General features: G+C 50.6%; 11 protein-coding genes. 3 read left to right on the plus strand and 8 right to left on the minus strand.

What is annotated here, in order from left to right:
- Positions 1-41: 41 nt before the first annotated feature.
- Both BMW65_RS11225 and BMW65_RS11230 read right to left on the minus strand, forming a co-directional pair.
- The gene (locus BMW65_RS11225; RefSeq protein WP_090605339.1) at positions 42-3677 is read right to left on the minus strand and encodes an ABC transporter permease/M1 family aminopeptidase; all 3636 of its coding nucleotides are present in this window, start codon (positions 3675-3677) and stop codon (positions 42-44) included.
- The gene (locus BMW65_RS11230) at positions 3677-4555 is read right to left on the minus strand and encodes an ABC transporter ATP-binding protein (RefSeq protein ID WP_090605340.1); all 879 of its coding nucleotides are present in this window, start codon (positions 4553-4555) and stop codon (positions 3677-3679) included. Before BMW65_RS11230 ends, BMW65_RS11225 begins: the two co-directional genes overlap by 1 nt.
- Before the next feature lie 158 nt (positions 4556-4713).
- Between BMW65_RS11230 and smc the strand changes: the two genes are divergently transcribed.
- Positions 4714-8280 (plus strand): chromosome segregation protein SMC, encoded by a 3567-nt coding sequence (gene smc / locus BMW65_RS11235; protein WP_090605342.1) that lies wholly within the window; start codon positions 4714-4716, stop codon positions 8278-8280.
- 25 nt (positions 8281-8305) lie between these two features.
- Here the strand turns inward: smc and BMW65_RS11240 are convergent, their stop codons facing one another.
- On the minus strand, positions 8306-8743 hold the full coding sequence (locus tag BMW65_RS11240; protein ID WP_090605343.1) for a hypothetical protein: 438 nt from the start codon (positions 8741-8743) through the stop codon (positions 8306-8308).
- A 190-nt stretch (positions 8744-8933) separates the two neighbouring features.
- On the opposite strand from BMW65_RS11240, the gene BMW65_RS11245 reads away from it, so the two are divergent.
- The gene (locus BMW65_RS11245; protein WP_090605345.1) at positions 8934-9056 is read left to right on the plus strand and encodes a 30S ribosomal protein THX; all 123 of its coding nucleotides are present in this window, start codon (positions 8934-8936) and stop codon (positions 9054-9056) included.
- A 5-nt stretch (positions 9057-9061) separates the two neighbouring features.
- Here BMW65_RS11245 and rlmB read toward each other — a convergent pair whose 3' ends face one another.
- From rlmB to BMW65_RS11265, 4 genes are all read right to left on the minus strand, one after another.
- A complete protein-coding gene (gene rlmB / locus BMW65_RS11250; RefSeq protein WP_394332215.1) occupies positions 9062-9844 on the minus strand; it encodes a 23S rRNA (guanosine(2251)-2'-O)-methyltransferase RlmB in 783 nt (260 codons plus the stop codon).
- Positions 9845-9870: 26 nt separating this feature from the next.
- On the minus strand, positions 9871-10608 hold the full coding sequence (locus BMW65_RS11255) for a hypothetical protein (RefSeq protein WP_090605346.1): 738 nt from the start codon (positions 10606-10608) through the stop codon (positions 9871-9873).
- Between the two features lie 376 nt (positions 10609-10984).
- Positions 10985-11938 (minus strand): PorP/SprF family type IX secretion system membrane protein, encoded by a 954-nt coding sequence (locus BMW65_RS11260; RefSeq protein ID WP_143053864.1) that lies wholly within the window; start codon positions 11936-11938, stop codon positions 10985-10987.
- A complete protein-coding gene (locus BMW65_RS11265; protein WP_177181087.1) occupies positions 11917-16317 on the minus strand; it encodes an MBG domain-containing protein in 4401 nt (1466 codons plus the stop codon). Before BMW65_RS11265 ends, BMW65_RS11260 begins: the two co-directional genes overlap by 22 nt.
- A 144-nt stretch (positions 16318-16461) precedes the next feature.
- On the opposite strand from BMW65_RS11265, the gene BMW65_RS11270 reads away from it, so the two are divergent.
- Positions 16462-17556 carry a helix-turn-helix domain-containing protein gene (locus BMW65_RS11270; RefSeq protein WP_090605351.1) on the plus strand — a complete coding sequence of 365 codons (1095 nt, stop codon included), beginning with the start codon at positions 16462-16464 and terminating at the stop codon, positions 17554-17556.
- Between the two features lie 313 nt (positions 17557-17869).
- Here BMW65_RS11270 and rocD read toward each other — a convergent pair whose 3' ends face one another.
- Positions 17870-19105, minus strand: a complete 1236-nt coding sequence (rocD, locus tag BMW65_RS11275; RefSeq protein WP_090605353.1) for an ornithine--oxo-acid transaminase — start codon at positions 19103-19105, stop codon at positions 17870-17872.
- Positions 19106-19257: the final 152 nt, after the last annotated feature.

Genomic DNA, 19257 nt, shown 5'->3' on the forward strand with positions numbered 1-19257 from the left:
ATAACGGAATTTCACATTAATTATACCGTTTCAATAAGCCTTCAAATCTTCTTCCTATTGTCGTCGGAATCCCGGTCAATCAATTTGTTATAGGGGTCTATCCCCACTTCAATGGGTTTTTCATCGACAATGATGGATACCTTATTTACGATCCCATCGATGCGGTGTTTGCGTAGGTAAAGCGGATTATCCTTGGCCGCATCCGATGCACCAAAAATACCGATTTCGATGTAATCGCGCAAAGGAAGGGACTGCACTTCACTCCTTCCTATTTTAGCAGCGAGCGTGCTACCTTCCACATCTTCATAGCTGCGTTTTCCTTTTTCGTCGGTACGGTATTTGGATACCCTGAACTCCATGTCCACTTGATAGCGGCCATCGGGTAGCGCCTTAGCGGTGACTTTATCTGCCGCATTATTATAAAGGGTGATCGTCTCAAACAGGTCTTTAATCAGGTATTGCAGGGAATCCGGCGTTGCCCTCCTGATATGGTCAACAAATTCAATCGACGTCGTGTAGGGCGGCTCCTGAAAAGCATATTCAGCCACATAGTCGCGAAGGACGGTATTGAACGAATCCGTACCCAGGTAATCACTCATGGCATAGGCCACCAATGAACCCTTGTTATAGTGAATATACTGTTGGTTCTCGTTCAGCATCAAAGGATTTTCTTTCAATTTTTCGGCGGCCCTGCCGGACAGGTACTTGTCCAGCGCATCCTTCAGAAACTTGCGCATCTGGTTTTGCCCGTACCGTTGCTCCAGCACCTTCAGCGAACTGTATTCGGACAAAGATTCAGACAAGAGCGTAGCCCCCTTTACATTGGCGCCGATAACCTGGTGCGCCCACCATTGATGGGCCACCTCATGCGAGATGACCGCATAGGGATAATCCACGGCATCGGGGTCGGATTCGTCCACATCGGCGATGAAGCCAATACCCTCCGAAAAAGGCACCGTGTTTGCAAACGACTGTGCAAACGTGCCCTGCGTAATGGGAAACTCGATAATCCGCATCTGCTTGAATTGATAAGGGCTGAATGTCTCGGAATAATAACGCAGCGACGCTTTCATGGAAGCCATCATCCGGTCGAGGTTATACTCATGACCCTTGTGATAGTATATTTCCAAGTTGATATCGCCCAGCTTATCACGCATTACTTCGTATCTTGCCGAGTTATATGCATAGAAATTGAGCATGGGCCGGTCCATCTTATAGTGGAAATAGCGCCGTCCGTCTTTGCTCCATTGCCGCTGCAGGTATCCCGGAGCGATGGCGATCTGGTCGTCTGACGTGCTTACCGTTGTCTCAAATGAAACCCAGTCTGCATCTTCGGAAATGTAGGTGTTCTGCAGGGCTGCGCTGTCTGTCGGGTCGGCCATACGGTCGCGCTCGGGCAATCCGTATTTTTTCCGGGCCTCCTGATCGGCCAGCTCCATATTGGCGTGATAACCCAGCGAAGGAAATAACGAGCTTGATAAAAAGGTGCCATTTTCCAATACGGGAGAACGATCGCTTAGAAAGCTATTGGGTTTGTTTTGAATGACGGCCGTGATCAGCAACGTATCGTTTGGTGCCAAGGGTTTGTTCAAGGTGTAAATATCAAAATTGAGCACGGAATCGGTCGATAAGAGGTCGGCACCGCCACCGATAGTGATGGATTGCACGTTGCCGCCGTGATCGAAATAAAGCGTATCGATTGGTACGTCGTGTTTGTTCACCGCTCGGTAATGCACCGTTGCATGGTAGTTCCGTTCTTTGGGAAAAATGTCCATATCCACGCGTACATCCACAATACGCGGATGCGGAGAATCCTTATATTGTTTGTATTTCTTTTCATAATCGACCTGTTGCATCTCACGTTCTTTGGCCGAATAGTATGGCTGCGCCACGTTGTTTTGATAATAAATGGCATATCCGAGTGCAGCAAAAGCCAACAGGCAGAGTGCCGATGGAATGACGATGACCGGTTTTGCGCGCTTCATCGCGGTAGACAGGCGTTCCCGTACGCCCGATAGGATTCCCCGCCGCCAAAACAACAGCGTTGCGCCGAACAATGCCCCGCACAGCAACAGCCAGTACAGCTTGTAGTACACATAATGCCTAATACCACCATACCCATTCATGTCCGAATAGTTGTACCCCGGATCGGTATTGAACTTATACATATCTTGCTCCACTCCGATTTTAGAAAGCAGCGGCATGCCGATGGTTAAGAGCAATAACACAAAAAAACCGACGAAATAATTCTTAAAAAACGAATGGATGAATAATGCAAACAGGATAAGCACTAAGTAATTGAGCATATCCAACACAAAAAGCTCAACGAGGTAATGGCCGATTTCGAAGTTGTAATATTCGGAATAGATCTGCACACCGATCGCCGTAAGCATGCTGATAAGTAGCACCAGGCAAGTCATCTGGAGCAGTGCAAAAAATTTGGATAGCAACAGTGTCCAATTGGTTACTGCAGTGGTGTTAATGAGGTGGTCCATCCGTGCAGTAGCCGCCCGCTGCATAAGCATTCCCGAAAACAAAAAAATCATGATCTGCAGGAAAAAGCTGTAAATGCCGCCCAAAAGCTGTAGCATCATCCATGTGACCGGATAGGTATTCGTGCCATATAGTTGCCCGAATGCCGATATCATCAATAGCACAATCAGCACGGTAAGGATCAGAATGACGACGAATGTCCAGTTTCTGACAATAAACCGGGTATCGTGCCGGGAAAGAAACCAAGCAGTTTTAATGCCCCTGAAAAACGAATAGTCAAACGAAATCTTGGGCAAATCAATCCGGACGATGCTTCCAAAATTGTTTTTGGTCGTCCTTTCGGCTTTTTCCCGTTTCCATTTCACTGCGTAGGCATTGTGCGAAAACGAAAAAGTAATGTACATGCTGAACAGAATTAAAAAACCGACACCCAGCCAAATCAGCCGGTTGTACAGCACCACGCCAAAGAATGGCAGCAAATTGCTGTTCTGTTCTTCCACCGTCCAGTACTTTGTATAATACGAAATCGCTTCCTGTCCAAACGGATCGATCAAGGCGGCAAGGTAACGGTTGTCCATATCCCGCGTAAGGTTTTCCAGTAAGGTCTGCACCAAAAAGAGGAGCAACACAAAGATAAACCCGATGTATACATTGCGGGAAATCGTGACTACGGCAAACACCATGGCTCCAAAAAGGATGATATTGGGGATAACAAACAGCACATAGGCTTCAAAATAAGACCAGATGTGTACCGGCCCAAGGAGGTCTTGATTGACATTGGGCAAATACGCAGCCGTAATAAACCCGAGCCCGATGGACAGCGTAATCAATACCGTCACCACCAGCGCACTCAGGAACTTGGCCGAGAGATAAGAAGCCTTGGTAAGCGGGTACGAAAACAGCACCGTATGCACGTTGTAGCGGAAATCCCGGTATACCGAGCCACCGATGATGGTGGGTAATAGGAAATAGACAAAGGCAGCAAGCCCGTTGATCAGTTCATTGATGGCGATGGGTGAATTGACATACACCGGTGACGAGGTCGTTACGGTGACGCCGTCAAACACGCCAAGGGCGGAAGCCATCATGAGCAGTGCAAGCCCAAAGAATAGGACAAAATAGATGAAAAATGGCCAGTTTTTCACCCATCGTTTTACTTCAAAGTTGAATATGGTACTAAACATCAGGCTTGGTCGTTCTTAAGCGTTACAAAATAAACATCTTCCAGCTGAGGTGTTGCCGGCACAAAAGTTTCATGTGGCTGCGTGTCACTCAGCACACGGATATTCAACGTATTGTCCGGGTTGTAGTTTGAAGAGATCACCTGATAACTGGCATTGAATTCCTCGAAATCAGCCCGTTCAACAATGCGCATCCAGATTCTTCCGAACAGCTGTTGTTCGCCCTGTGCAGCGGTACCTCGATACAATACTTTGCCACCGTTCATGATCGCCAGTTCGTGGCACAGCTCGCGCACGTCGTCCACGATATGTGTGGAAAAGATGACCGTATGGCTGGTTCCGATCTCCCGGAGCACGTTTAAGAACCGCTGGCGCTCTGCTGGATCAAGCCCTGCCGTTGGTTCATCGACAATGATGAGTTTCGGATTGTTCAGCAGCAACTGTGCAATGCCAAACCGCTGTTTCATACCGCCGGAATAGCCGCTTACGCTTTTTTTGCGCACATTCCACAGGTTGGTGATCTCCAGCACTTCATTGACAATCTTTCGGCAATCGGTGGCTGTGGCGATACCTTTGAGCCGTGCAAAATAGTGCAGCAGTTCCTCCGCCGACATATTCGGATATACACCGAACTCTTGCGGGAGATAGCCCAATAATCTGCGTAAAGCCATTTTATCGTTGAGCACGTTGATATCACCGAAGGTGATACTGCCTTCGTCAGGCTGCTGTAAGGTAGCAATGGTACGCATGAGCGATGATTTGCCTGCGCCATTGGGACCAAGAAGGCCAAACATCCCAGATCCAATATGTAAATTCACATCATCCAGCGCTTTCACGCCATTGTTATACGTTTTGGATAGGCCGGTTATTGTCAATTCCATCGTTTTCGTTTGATTATGGTGTAAGTTAATGACTATGGTATAAGCTAATGCCTACAATAGTAGGTCTTTTCCAAGAAAAAAGCAAATATTTGGAACGTAGAAAAGTCAAACCGATTTCTTATTTTCGCCACGGAAACAGGAAAGAGCGACAGGCATAGATGCAACTGACCAAGCTTGACATAAAAGGGTTTAAAAGTTTTGGCGACAAAATTACCATTCATTTCAATGAAGGGGTGACGGCCATTGTAGGCCCCAACGGCTGTGGCAAATCCAATGTTGTGGATGCCATCCGCTGGGTACTTGGCGAGCAGAGCACGCGCATGCTCCGCTCCGAAAAGATGGAAAACATCATCTTCAACGGCACCAAGAATCGCAAGCCGGCAAACCTTGCCGAAGTATCGCTCTCATTTGACAATACCAAGAACATTCTGCCCACCGAATTTTCGCAGGTGACCATCACGCGCAAGCTCTACCGCAACGGGGAAAGCGAATACCGCCTTAATGATGTGAAATGCCGTCTAAAAGATATCACCGACCTGTTTCTGGATACGGGTATCGGAGCCGACTCCTACTCCATCATTGAGCTGAAGATGATCGATGAAATCATCAACAATAAAGAAAACTCGCGCCGCAACCTTTTTGAAGAGGCCTCCGGCATTTCTAAATATAAAGTCCGCAAAAAACAGACACTTAGCAAACTGAAAGATACCGAAGGCGACCTTGACCGCGTGGAAGACCTGCTGTTTGAAATTGAGAAAAACCTCAAAACCTTGGAAAACCAGGCGAAGAAAGCCGAACGTTATTACCGCCTCAAAGAGCAGTATAAAACACTCAGCGTGGCATTGGCTACGTACCGCATCACGCATTTCAGCGAATCACTGGCACGTTTGGACGAGCAGGAATTGACCCAGCGCACCGAACAGGCGCGTATCAGCACGGAAATCGCCAAGTTAGAGTCGCAGCTCCAGCAGCTAAAACAGGAAAGCCTGGCAAAAGAAAAAAACCTGGCTACGCAACAACGGGCAACGAATGAATACGTGGCCAAAATACGGGCTTATGAAAGCGAGAAGAAGGTAAAAAATGAACAGCTCCGCAACCTGCAGGACAAGGAAAAGCGGCTTAGTGAGGAGCTTTCGCAAGATAAACAACAGCTCAACCATGCGCTGTACAACATCAAACGGCTGAATGAAGAACACGCTGTCGAGCAGCAGAAACTTGATGTCATCGTTGCCACACTTGAACGGCAAAAGGTGGAAGTAGACGAATTGCGCGGACAGCAGCAGACATCCAAAAACAAGCTGGACGCGACCGTACGCCAGCACAACGAGCTACAAAACGAAAGCTATAAGATCGAGAAAGAAATCGCCGTGCTGCGCATCCAGCATGATGCACTCGAACAGGAAAGCTTGCGCAATGTAACCGATACGGAGTCAAAGACGGCTGAACTTGACCAGTTCAACGCACTGGTCGCCGAACTTGAGGACAAAACCGACACTTTGCAGCAAGAATACGAATTTGCCGTCCAGTCGGAGGAGGAGTTGCAGCAGCAAATTACCGATACAGAGGCCACTATCCAGTCACTAAAGGACGCACTCATCAAGGATAATAGGCAATTAGATGCCAAACAGAACGAGTATAACCTGACCAAATCCTTGGTAGACAACCTCGAAGGGTTTCCGGAGTCTATCCGCTTCCTGCGCAAAAGCGCCACCTGGAAAAAACAATACCCATTGTTTTCCGACATCCTCTTTTGTAAAGAAGATTATCGTATTGCCATTGAAAACTACCTGGAGCCGTACATGAACCACTATGTGGTACAACACCACGATGAGGCGGTGCACGCCGTACGGCTACTGAGTGATGCCGTGCGCGGACGGGCCAATTTTTTTGTGCTCGACGCTATCAATGGGTTGCCCATATCCGATTCGGTGCCCACGCCGGATCACCGGCTTGTTCCGGCGCTGGATGTGGTCAGCACGGAAGAACAATACCTCCCCTTGTGCAGGATATTGCTGCGCAACGTCTTCCTGATTCAGGCCGACGATGAAGGGGCTTTGGAAGACCGGCTTCCCGACGGAGAAATCACCGTTCTCCATAAAAGCGGTAAGTTCAGCAAAAACAGGCTCGGCTTATCGGGCGGATCGGTAGGTCTCTTTGAAGGGAAACGCATCGGGCGGGCGAAAAACCTTGAAAACCTGTCCAAAGAGATTAAATCTTTGGGCCAGCATATCGCCGCTCAGCAAGATCGCCTCGATGAGGCATCCCGTAACATCACCACGCTGAAAAACAGTTCGCAGAAAGCACGGATGGAAGAACTCCACCAGCAGCTCAACCGGCTCAACAACGAGCTGGTATCCGTAAAAACCAAGCAGGAACAATACCAAGCGTTCATCACCAGCAGCCAGAACCGCAAGCACGACATCGAACAGAAGATGGCAGGCATCACCCGGGAACTCCAGGAAGCCGAGCCACGACTGGAAAAGCTAAAAGCCGAAAAGACACAACGGGATTTAGCCTTGCGGGAGATGCAGGAGGCCTTCCAGGAGCTATCCGAAGTGCTCACGGAAAAGTCATCGGCCTACAACCAGGATAATATCCGTTTCCACCAGCAGCAAAATAAGGTTTCCGGCATCAGCAAAGACCTTGAATACCGCGAAAGCCTGCGGGACACTTACGAAACCCGCATGGCTAAAAACGCAGCTGAATACGAACAGGTACAGGCAGGCATCAAAGATACATTACAGCACGTAGATGAGTCGGATGAAGACCTCATTGCGATGTACGCACAAAAGGAGGCTTTCGAAAAGGGGCTGCAGGAAGTGGAAGAAGAATACTATGCCTCGCGCGGCAAGATCAATGAAACCGAAGAGCAAATCACTCACCTGCGCAGGCAGAAGGAGCAGGTCGATTTCCTATTCGATGAGCTGCGCGATAAGAAGACCAACCTCAAGCTTGATCTCAATGCCCTGAAGGAGCGGCTATCCGTTGAGTTTTCTATTGATATCAATGAACTAATGGCCGCCGTCTCGGAAGGTTCCGTGGATGCCGCAGCCGAGCCGCAGGAAGATGAGGAATCCCTGCGGCAGAAAACCGAAAAACTGCGCAGGCAACTGGATGATTTCGGCAGCATCAATCCGATGGCTATGGAGGCTTACCAAGAGATGAACGAACGCTATACCTTCATCATTAAGGAAAAACAGGACTTGCTGGACGCCAAAAATTCGTTGTTGGAAACCATCCAGGAAATCGACGACACGGCACGAGAGAAATTCATGGAAGCCTTTACCCGCGTCCGTGAAAACTTCATCCATGTGTTCCGCTCGTTATTTAACGAGGAAGATACGTGCGACCTCATCCTGAGCGATCCTAACAATCCACTGGAATCGGACATCGATATCACGGCACGTCCGAAGGGCAAGCGGCCACTATCCATCAATCAGCTCTCCGGTGGGGAAAAAACGCTGACTTCCACGGCCCTGCTGTTTTCCTTGTACCTGCTCAAGCCGGCACCTTTCTGTATCTTTGATGAGGTGGATGCCCCACTGGACGATACCAATATCGATAAGTTCAACAACATCATCCGCAAGTTTTCAGACCAGTCGCAATTTATCATCGTATCACACAACAAGCGCACCATTGCCAGCACGGATATCATCTACGGGGTGACCATGGTGGAGCAGGGCGTATCGCGCGTCGTGGCTGTGGATATGCGTGAAGTGGCGTAGTTCGGTAGCTTGTCGTTTTCACAACTTACGCGGTCGTCGGCCATGCGTCAATTTTGGACAACCATCGGGCTATCCTGTTCCCGTAAGGGGCCAATTTATCCCAAAACCACCGATTGGGGTCTTTCCCTGCCTCGCCGCAATCAATCACTTCACAGGATTGGCGTAAGCGTTTATATAAACCAAAAAATAAGGCAGTCTGCAATAATCTTCTGTATTTCAGCAGTAAATATTCAATATAGAGATGTCCCAAAATCTCTGTAATAAACGAATTATCGCCAATAACAAGCGGCTTTCCATAGCGGGAAACATAATCCTGTTTAATCTGTGTGATCAGCAATACTGTCGACTGACCGGGTTTGGCGATCAAGGCATTCCTGAGTGGTTCACCGTTGATGATATGCACCATGCCTTCTTCAATGTCCACGTTTATTACCCTATCACCTATGAGGTATTCTTTTTCCATTGACACAGTATATAACGACTATATATAATTGGATAATAGTAATTTAAAAATACAAATTAACTTATAGTTAATGCTGGAAATCACCATTTAAACATACTGAAAAAATGGCAGTTCGCCATTGTATTGTTGATTTTCAAAAACCCAATTTCACTATAATTGTATTACTATCGAACAAACTAATCAATTCAATATGGGAAAAGGAGATAAGAAAAGCAAGCGCGGAAAGATTGTCAACGGCTCTTACGGCAAAAAAAGGCCGGGCAAAAAAAAGAAGAAAGCAGCCAATACGGCTTCTGAGGAAAAGAGCAAGTGATCCCGTTAGCTGCTACGCCGCTGCCTGATTACCTCATACAGCGCCACCCCTGCTGATACAGATACATTCAGCGAAGCGATCGTGCCCGCCATGGGTATTTTGGCCAACTGATCTGCGATACGAAGGAGATCATCGGAGATGCCATGCTCTTCAGAACCCAGCACAAGCGCTGTCGGTACGCTGTAGTCAAATTGATATAAATCATTGCCTGTCTTTTCTGTACAAGCCACCAGTTGAATTCCTGATTCCTGTAGTAAGCGGCCCGTTTTAGCTAAGCTATCTTCCCGGCATACGTTGATTTTATACAACGCACCAGCTGAAGTTTTAATGGCATCGGGGTTGATCTCCGCCGAACCTCGCTTTGGTACAATGAGTGCATGCACCCCTGCACATTCCGCTGTGCGTGCAATGGCACCGAGGTTGCGCACGTCGGTGATGCCGTCCAGGATAAGCAGCAGGGGAACCTCCCCTTTTTCGTAAATCATCGGCACAATATCCTCCACCCGCTGATATGTGATAGGTGAAATGACAGCGATGACTCCCTGGTGGTTTTTGCGCGTCATCCGGTTGAGTTTTTCCACAGGCACTTGCTGGTAGCTGATATCGTGCTGCTTCAGTACCTGCTTCAATTCGAGGAACAACGCGCCCCCCAATCCCCGCTGTACAAAAAGCGATTCGATTTCCTTGCCGCTGTCGATGGCTTCGATGACTGCCCGGATCCCGTACACATGTTGGTTGGTTTCGCGTTTCTCCTGGCCGCCGCGCCATTGCTGTTGTTGCATACTCATTGGATTTGAGGGCGAAGTTACGGATATTATACCACAAAAGCGCCTACGATAGCCGCGGGATGCAGTTCCTTATTGTTCAACAGGTGAAACCGGCTTCCCATGTTATACATAAATTCGAGGGACAGTCCCACGAGGATCACAGTTCCAGCCGGTTCGGCAACATCGAAATGCCAATGCTGCTTAAGCACGTCTTTTTCCCGTGTACGCAGCGGGATGATGTACTCCCTACGACCGATCCCGCGTTTTGCCTTGCCCTCGAAATCAAAAGCAACCGCCAAAAGCTGAATGCTACAATGCGTCATATCGCCCGACCATAATAAGTCCCTTTCCGAATGAAAAGCCGGGATAATGACATCCAGATTGCCCGAAGACGTGTATTCGACCACAATATCCACAAACAGGTAGTCCTGCAAATGACACTTTGCATTAAATTGAAAGTCGACCAATCGGTGCAATTTCCCTGCACTAAGTTGCATCGTCCCTGTCTGTTGGCGGCGATTTGCCCGCATAGCCCGCAATACTTGTGCATTCAGCCGGTTGATCATCCCACCATCCTGATAGTCCAAGATCAGTGACCAAAATGCATACCTGATCATCCGCGCGCAGCGGCTCGCCGTGCCGAAATCCGTTCCTGCCGCTTTTGTGGCTTCGGTTTGCTTCACCCGGAATCGGGGAGATCCTTGCAACACATTCAAATTGCCTACCCTGCGGCTAATGGTGGATCCCACCAAGCCCCGGACATAACCATCTTCTATCTTTCCCATTATTTTATTTTTTTAATGAAACATGGGGCTAAGATAAACAACCAATATATTGATTATCAAATATTTGTTTATTTTTATAAAACTAAAAAACAGGCTCCGCTGCTCCCTATGAATTTTGAAATGCATTATCGAAGCATCGTTATGAAAATGGCAATATGTGGTATCCCTCTGAGGCGGTGCGGCCACGAAGTTGGGATTGTTTCGACACTTGTTTGTCCCCGGCTCGCCCCTTCTTCGCTGTGTGTGCGCCCTGCGTGCACGGTAAGTCCACGTTGAGTCCACGTTTTATGTAGCAACAGGTGCTTTCACCATGGAAGTACCGTAGCCGCACCGTGCCGGCATGGCGAAGCAATCACGGACGAGTGGCGAACCCGTGTCACAGCAGCCCTGTAACCTGCCCGAAGCGGTAGCTTAGCCCTATCTCGTGGGTAGTATTGCTGATGTTCCGGTTCAGGACCTCATTCCGTGTGCCGAACTGGTAGCTGTAGCCGAGGCCGAACCGGCCCGCATTCACTTGCGCCATCCCCGCCACGCTCCCGTAGCTACGCACGTTCACCCCCAGCCCCAGCGCACGCTTCACGAAAAACATCGCCGTCACCTCCGCCTGCGAACGCAGGCTCTCCGAATATGTCACCAGCACCGATGGACGGAAACCGAAGTCCACGCCCAGCGGGAACAGTGCCCCCGCCGATAGATGGTACACGTTCCGGAAATTGTACCGGCTGTTTCCCCCCACACCCAGGTTCCCCAGCATCAACCGCGGGAGCGACACCCCCACATAATACCGGTCCGGGCGGTACAGCATCACACCGAAGCCCACCAGCGCATCCGTCTCCCGCACGTCCTCCCGGAAGGCCGGATCCTGCGGATCCAGCTGCGAGAACCGCCCGTCCATGTAGCTCATCCCCGCATTCAGCGAAACACCCACGTACTCCGTCTCCGAGATACGCACCCCCTTGGCGAAGAACACCGAGGCCTCCGTGAGCTTCTCCACCGCTAGGCTCTCGTGCCGGATGTTCACACCCGCCGTGGCACCCAGGCTTTCAAACCCCACATGCCCGCTCCCCCAGAACACCGTGGGCGCACCGTCCAGCCCCACCCACTGCCTCCGGCCGAGGAAGGATACCTCCCCCTGTCCGTGCATCAGGCTCGCCGCCGGGTTGACCGCCGCGCGCAGCTCCCCGTGCTGCGTGTAGGTGAGGGGTTGCTGGCCATGAGCCGTGATCACCGCCACCACCGCGGCTATAACTGTGAATACTGCTTTCTTTTTCATTTTTATTTCATTCTTTTTCAACCAATTAACCATTATTAATACCGCAGCACAAACCATCCCGTCCGGTATTCCCACCTCCCGTTCACCCTTACCTCGGCCGTGTAGAAATACGTCCCTTCAGGCACTCGCTGTTGCCCGGTTCCGACACCTCTGAAAGCTACTGAACCATTGTTGTATCCCAATGCTTCGTAGACCACTGTCCCGTTGCGGTTGAAGATACACACCCGGTTCTCGGGGTAGTCTTTCACTGCCTCAATAATCAGGTATTCGTTGATGCCGTCCCCGTTGGGCGACACTGCCTTGCTCACGCGGATGGGAAAGTCTGACGCCGGGTCGATGACCCGCACCGTCACCGTCACCGGCTCGGCAGGTTCATGATTACCATCGCCCGCCTGCGTGGCCGTGATCCGTGCTGTGCCCAGCCGGTGGATGAGCAGCCTCGTGCCTTCCAGAGAAGCTACCTCCGGATTGTCCACCGCCAGTGTCACCGGCAGGCCGCTGCTGGTTGTCGCCGTAATGGGGATGGTCCCTGCATCACGGCTCACTTCCGATGGAACAGACAGCGTGATGGTTTGCGGAGCTTTGTGTACTACCAGTGTGCGACTTACGTTCGGTTGTTCCGCATAGTTTCCATTTTCCGGAACCGTGGCTGTGATAGTGACTTCCCCGGCACCCACGATGCGGATACGTCCCTCAACAATGACAGCCACCGCAGAATTGTTACTTGTATAGATTACTTGTTCACGCGTGCTGGCTATTGCACCACCATCGAAATCGTCATCGCCATAGGTTTTCTCCCGCAAGGGGGGAAACTCCAGCGTACGCGGAGATGACACAATCCGAAGCGTAAATACTTTGCTCACCGAACGGTAATTGCGTGTCTGCGGCGCACTCGCAGTGATGGTATATGTACCTGTGTCTGTATAACCACGCTTTGGACTGTACGAAAGCGATGCTTCCCCGTGGTTCAGCGTGGCATCCAGTACTTTCTCCGTGCCATCGTACGCGTATTCCTGTGGTTCTGCTCCCGCGATGGAAGCTGCCGCACGCTCAATAGTCAATGCAGCAGTCAATGTTAATGGTTCGTAGTTTGGCCGAATCACTGTCGCCGACACCTCATAGGTTCCCGCGTCTGTGTGATTATTGTTGCTGTAAGTCACCGATGCATCGGTCGCTAAACCTTGCACGGAGAGGCTGTGCCTGCTGCCATCATAGATCACCGCCTGTCCCAAAAGAGTCACAGCCTGTTGCTGCGCTGGCGTGATCGTCAGGTTTGCACCCGTGTGGTCAATCGTGTAATTGCTGCCTGCTGACAGGGTGCCCAGCGTAATGGCGTAGGTGCCCGCGTTTTCGCCCGGTTCGCGGGACAGCGTCCCCGTGATCACCGATTCCGTGTCACCGTTTGCCAGTCCGCTATACGTATAGGTCAGTTCGGGATCTTCCTCCCCGTATGCCTTCGTTTTTGCCTCGGCCGTGACCGTCAACATGGCCGGATCAATCACCAGTTCCCACTTCACATCCACGGCAGGCTCAAATGCCGTACCACCCGCTTGGCTTGCTGTAATTTTTACCGTACCTGCACGGTGAATCGTCACGGTGACACCGTCGTCTCCGATAGACGCTATTTCCCCGTTGTTGCTCACAAATTGTACCGGCAGTTCCGAAGTCGCTTCCGCAGATAGCACAAACGGATTGTCGCCGTACACCTTCCCTCCCAGCCCCTCAAATGCGATGGTTTGCTGAGCTTTCGGTATTTCGCTTACGTCACTGCCCGGCGCACTTTCATTGCCCGCGGCATCCACTGCGCTGATCCGGTAGTAATACATGGTCCCGTTGGTCAGTCCGGTATGGGTGTAGGTGTTGTCCGCCACGGCATCGGCGAGCAGCGTAGTTGGATCGGCCTCGGTGCCCCCGTACACCCTGTAGGAAGCTATATCCATCTCACTGTTCACCTCCCAGTCCAACCGGTTCTGTGTATCGCCGGGGGTCGCCTCCAGCCCTGTGGGCGCAGACGGGGCTATGTTATCCACCTGAGCACCGGTGTCATCGGCCGTCATCGTCTCGTTGCCCGCATCGTCCGTGGCCGTGACGCTGACGTTCAGGTCCGATGCGTCGATGTTTCCTGCTTCAATCGTATACGTGGCCGTCCAGGCATCTCCACCGTTGGTAGCCTCCACCACTGCTTTGCCGCCGAATTCACTGAAATCCACTGTTACCGATTCAATGTCTACATTTCCGTCTCCGGCAGCCGTGTTGTCCCAGGTGACCGTCACTACATCGCCAATTTTATAGGCTCCATCCGTACCCGTAGCCCCGCTGACACCAATATTTACGTCCATTACCACCGGCCTCACGCCATCAACCAGCACACCGGCCAATACCCGTGCGGTGCCATGGGTCAGCACCACGCCATCCGGGACGTCCACATAAGCGATGCTGCCACCATTCAGGTCTATGCTTGCGGCAATCGACACACCATCACTGTCGTCATCGCCTTCGGGAACGGTATAGGTGAACGCGGCAACCTGCCTGTTCCCGGACAATCCGGCATATACCGCTGTCCGCTCCGTCTCACCCACCATTATCGGCAACACAGGTTCCCCTGTCACCGCTACCGGTGCATGGAAATCCAGCGTAAACCGCAGTTCATCCCCTATTTTATAGGTGCCGTCCGCCGGGGGCGTCAGCATAGGGGCATATCCGGGCGACGGACTCTGCGGATTATTCTTCAGGTAAGGATAGGAGAGGCTTGATGTAATCATCCAGGTATCGACAAAATCAAATCCATCAAAAGACGCTGCTTGCCTGAAATCGGCGTCATTCAGCCCGGTTGTCCCGTCTGATGGACCATCGCCTACGCCGCGCTCCTGTCCCGAGGCATCAAGGTTCCAATAACCGGACGTAATCTCACCGCTATTAGATCCCACCAAGCCGCCAGTTTGATTGCTACCCGAAACTTCCCCCGTGGCGTAGCTGGCCGTAATCTTGCCATAAGTCAGTCCCACCAAGCCGCCGGTTTGATTGCTACCCAAAACGTTGGCCGTGGCGTAACTGGCCGTAATCTTGCCGGAACCACTAAATCCCACCAAGCCACCAACGCAATCGCCGCTACCCGAAACCTCGCCCGTGACGTAGCTGGTCGTAATCTCTTGGGAATAATTAACTCCCACCAAGCCGCCGACATAAAACGCCCCTGTAATGTCAGCATCCTCCAGGGCAACGCCGGTGAGCTGGCCTGACGGGGAAATCCAGCCAAACAGGCCGGCATAATTCTGGTCAGGACGGTTTACCACCAAACCCCTTATCTTTTTACCGTTCCCGCTTAGTGAGCCCGTGAATGGATTACTGTCCGTCCCCACCGGTTCAAACCCCGCTCCATCGTTCCACTCGGCAGTCGCCGAAGCATCAATATCCGCCATGAGAATGAAATGACTCGATGGGGACTTCTTCATCGCCTGGAGCTGATCCACATGCTCGATTCGGTAAGGATCCCCTTCTGTGCCATCACCCCCCGCAAAAAGTTGATACTGCAGGTAAGGGTAGGAAGTGCCTTCGTCAATCGTCCAGGTTTTGTCAAAATCAAATCCACCAAAAGACGCTTTTTGCTTGAATTCGTCGTCATTGAGCCCGCTCGCCCCTGTTTGTAAACCCCTGCCTACACCGTTTCCCTGCTTCGAGGTCTCCGTGTTCCAAAAGCTGGCCGTGATGAAGGTAGTGAGATGTTCTCCCACCAAACCGCCGACGAACATGGTACCAGAAACCTCGCCCGTGTTGTAGCTGGACATAATCCTGCCTTCATTACCTCCCACCAAGCCGCCGATGAACATGGTACCCGAAACCCTGGCCGTGGCGTAGCTGGACGTAATCCAGCCATGATTCTTTCCCACCAAGCCGCCGACGATATAGCTACCCGAAACCTCGCCCGTGGCGTAGCTGGACGTAATCTCACCGTAATTAGCTCCCATCAAGCCGCCGACACTAGTCCCCCCTGTAATATCAGCTTCCTCCAGGGCGACGCCGATAAGCCGGCCTGTGTAAACCAAGCCAAACAGGCCGACATAATCCTGACCAGGACGGTTTATCACCAAACCCGTTATCTTTTTGCCGTTCCCGTTTAGCGAGCCGGTAAAATAATTATCGTAATTCCCTACCGGCTCAAACCCACCGTCCCACTCTTCAGTCACCCGAGCATCGATATCCGCGATGAGGATGAAATGAGCCCATAGGTAATCCTTCATCGCCTGGAGCTGATCCACATCTTCGATTCGGTAAGGAACCCCCTCCGTACCGTCACCGCCGGCAAAAGGTGCGGTTGGAACTGTTTCAAAACCGGTGGATTTACTAACGGACGCCGCATGTGCCAACGGGATGGAAGCGGCAAACGCCAACAGCAGGGTCACACACGAGATGCGCTTAAAGGGTATTATGGAGAACATAGGCATTGTTTATTTTTTAATTCGGCACAATATTACCGCATCCGCTGCGAGGGAAGGTAGCCCGATAAGGTAGAAAATGGGATAAAAAACAGCCCGATAAGTTAGTTGGTTATCGTATATTTGCTCCAGCAATAACATTTACCCATGCCTGCCTTAAAATTCAAAAGCTGGTTAAGTCAGTTCAAGCAATATTTCTTCACCTACAGCAAAGGTTTTTATCATTTACCCTATAACGGGAAGTCTCCTCAATCGTTGGTGGACAGTTTTGACCGGCTTCCGTTTGTAAAGCACCGCAGGGAAAGGCAGCAGGTATATGCCAACATCCCGTTTTGTGAGGGCGGGTTTCATTACCATAAACTGGAAGAGGGCTGCTGGATCGTTTATTCCAAAATGAAATATAAGACAAATGTTGCCTACGATTTGGTGTATGACGAGCCGAATACCGATCCGCTGACAGACGACGATTATTACATGCTCAGCCTGAACAACATCAACAACCAGGTAGACGTCGATAAGTCGATCTGTGAAAAGCAGATCTGTTTTCCGAATTATAGCTGGACGTTTTTCAAACCTAAGGTGCGCAACTGCGACCTGAATTTCAAAGGGGCAGACAACAAATACATCACGTTGTATTTCAATCAGCGCTGGTTGCAGCAAAATCTGGCCCAGAATAGCTTGTTTGCGGAAGGTGGCCTGAAAGCGTTTGTCGACTCCGACCAAGAGTTTATTGTTTGGCGCGTGACGGGCGATAAAGAGGTATTGGCAAATTTTGAGCGTTTTGACGAGGCCATGAATGTAAATGGCAGCCGCTTACAGATGGATTTTCTGGGCCTGAAACACTATACCTTAAATCTCATTTTTGACTTCTTTAACCTGTGCAAGGAACAGCAGGTGGTCGCGAACCACGCACCGATCGACTATCAGGACAACTTCAATATCCGCCGGGTTGAACACTACCTGAACCAGCACCTGCTCGGCAAATTTCCGGGCATTGAATTTCTGGCCTCCAAATTCCTTATCTCAGAGAGTAAGCTCAAAACGGAATTCAAGCAGCTCTTCGGCAAGCCGGTATACCAGTATTTCCAGGAGCAGCAGATGCAGTTGGCCAAAGAACTGCTCGTCGAAAACCACTTACTGATCAAAGAAGTGTCATACCGCCTTGGCTATGAAAATACCAGTAAGTTTACCGCCGCCTTTAAGAAATACCACCACGTGCTACCTTCGGATCTGCAAAGATGATCCAAATGCTCGGATGGTAAGCCTTTCTTCCATCACAGGGGGCTGGTGTTCCTCCCAAACCGATAAACTGCAAATATTCGACCTTGTTCGGGAATGCGATAACAGTTGTGTTTTTCAATAGACTATCCAGCGAAGCGTACCATCGGAACGCCTGCTCGTACCGCCGGTTGTCCCAATGCGTCCTAGCGACGACATACGTGGCCCGGGTTTATTCAACAAACCATCGAACAGTCAGTACGCAGACACGTATAAACACATCCATATCGTTGTAATCGTTGCACGCATAGGTTGATCACATGGCTAAAAATAGCTGTTATTCCAATGTTGTCAAGCTGGTTCCGATGATCTGAATGCACTCGTCCAATTGCTCCTCAGTAATAACCAGCGGTGGCGCAAAGCGGATCTTGTCGCCATGCGTCGGCTTAGCCAGCAAGCCGTTATCTTTCAGCACGAGGCAAAGTTCCCACGCTGCGTCCGGATTGTCATGGCTGATAACGATCGCATTCAGCAATCCCTTTCCCCGCACTTGCTTGATATTGGGGTGATTCAGTTCGCTGATCCGCTTGCGGAAATAGTCGCCCAATTCGGCGGACCTTTCGACCAACCGCTCTTCGCGAATGACTTCCAGGGCTGCTATTGCCACCTTGCAGGCCAAAGGATTGCCTCCATAAGTCGAACCATGCTCTCCCGGTTTGATGCAGAGCATCACCTCGTCATCGGCCAACACCGCCGAAACAGGCAGCATGCCACCGCTAAGGGCTTTGCCCAATATGAGGACATCCGGCCGCACGTTTTCATGATCGCACGCCAGCATCTTGCCGGTACGCGCTAAGCCTGTCTGGATTTCATCGCCGATGAAAAGTACATTGGCCTCCCGGCATAGGTCGTAAGCTGCTGCGAGATAGCCGTCATCCGGCACGTATACGCCGGCTTCGCCCTGGATGGGTTCTACCAAAAAGCCGGCCACATGCGGGTCTTTCAGCGCCGCAGCCAACGCTTCCAAATCATTATAGGGAATGACCTCATAGCCCGGCATAAAGGGCCCGAAACCGTCGCGTGAGGAAGGATCGGTACTGAACGATACAACATTGAGTGTGCGGCCATGGAAATTTCCTGCCACGGTGACGATTTTGGCTTGATTGGCCGGTATGCCTTTTTTGTCGTATCCCCAACGCCGGGCAAGTTTCAACGCGGTCTCCACGGCCTCTACGCCGCTATTCATGGGCAGCACTTTGTCATACCCGAAATATGCCGTAATGTATTCGGCATATTCTCCCAGTAAATCACTGTGAAAAGCCCGTGAAGTGAGCGTAAGTTTTTGTGCTTGCTCGATTAATGCACGGATGATTTTCGGATGGCAATGGCCTTGGTTGACCGCCGAATAGCCCGACAGGAAATCATAATACCGCTTGCCGTCTACATCCCAGAGAAAAACGCCTTCCCCTTTTTCCAAAACGACGGGCAAGGGGTGGTAATTATGGGCGCTGTATTGCAACTCTTTTTCAATAAATTGCTGGGTAAGGAAAGATGTATTGGTAATAACTGACATGTGCCAAAGTTAACACACTTTCCCAAAATTGTTGCATTACCTGTCAAACAAATGCACGTATATTTCCTCTATAAATTAAAAACACAAAACAAACCACTCTCTGTACTAAAGAGAGATATAAAAGAATTTCCTCTACGAGCTTAAAGACTCAA

Source organism: Parapedobacter koreensis (assembly GCF_900109365.1).
GTDB lineage: Bacteria > Bacteroidota > Bacteroidia > Sphingobacteriales > Sphingobacteriaceae > Parapedobacter > Parapedobacter koreensis.

What these genes read in the sequence shown, in the direction of transcription:
- rocD (WP_090605353.1), bottom strand. Translation starts at nt 19,105, where the DNA reads ATGTCAGTTATTACCAATACATCTTTCCTTACCCAGCAATTTATTGAA.
- rlmB (WP_394332215.1), bottom strand. Translation starts at nt 9,844, where the DNA reads ATGAGTATGCAACAACAGCAATGGCGCGGCGGCCAGGAGAAACGCGAA.
- BMW65_RS11265 (WP_177181087.1), bottom strand. Translation starts at nt 16,317, where the DNA reads ATGTTCTCCATAATACCCTTTAAGCGCATCTCGTGTGTGACCCTGCTG.
- BMW65_RS11260 (WP_143053864.1), bottom strand. Translation starts at nt 11,938, where the DNA reads ATGGTTTGTGCTGCGGTATTAATAATGGTTAATTGGTTGAAAAAGAAT.
- BMW65_RS11225 (WP_090605339.1), bottom strand. Translation starts at nt 3,677, where the DNA reads ATGTTTAGTACCATATTCAACTTTGAAGTAAAACGATGGGTGAAAAAC.
- BMW65_RS11270 (WP_090605351.1), top strand. Translation starts at nt 16,462, where the DNA reads ATGCCTGCCTTAAAATTCAAAAGCTGGTTAAGTCAGTTCAAGCAATAT.
- smc (WP_090605342.1), top strand. Translation starts at nt 4,714, where the DNA reads ATGCAACTGACCAAGCTTGACATAAAAGGGTTTAAAAGTTTTGGCGAC.
- BMW65_RS11245 (WP_090605345.1), top strand. Translation starts at nt 8,934, where the DNA reads ATGGGAAAAGGAGATAAGAAAAGCAAGCGCGGAAAGATTGTCAACGGC.
- BMW65_RS11230 (WP_090605340.1), bottom strand. Translation starts at nt 4,555, where the DNA reads ATGGAATTGACAATAACCGGCCTATCCAAAACGTATAACAATGGCGTG.
- BMW65_RS11255 (WP_090605346.1), bottom strand. Translation starts at nt 10,608, where the DNA reads ATGGGAAAGATAGAAGATGGTTATGTCCGGGGCTTGGTGGGATCCACC.
- BMW65_RS11240 (WP_090605343.1), bottom strand. Translation starts at nt 8,743, where the DNA reads ATGGAAAAAGAATACCTCATAGGTGATAGGGTAATAAACGTGGACATT.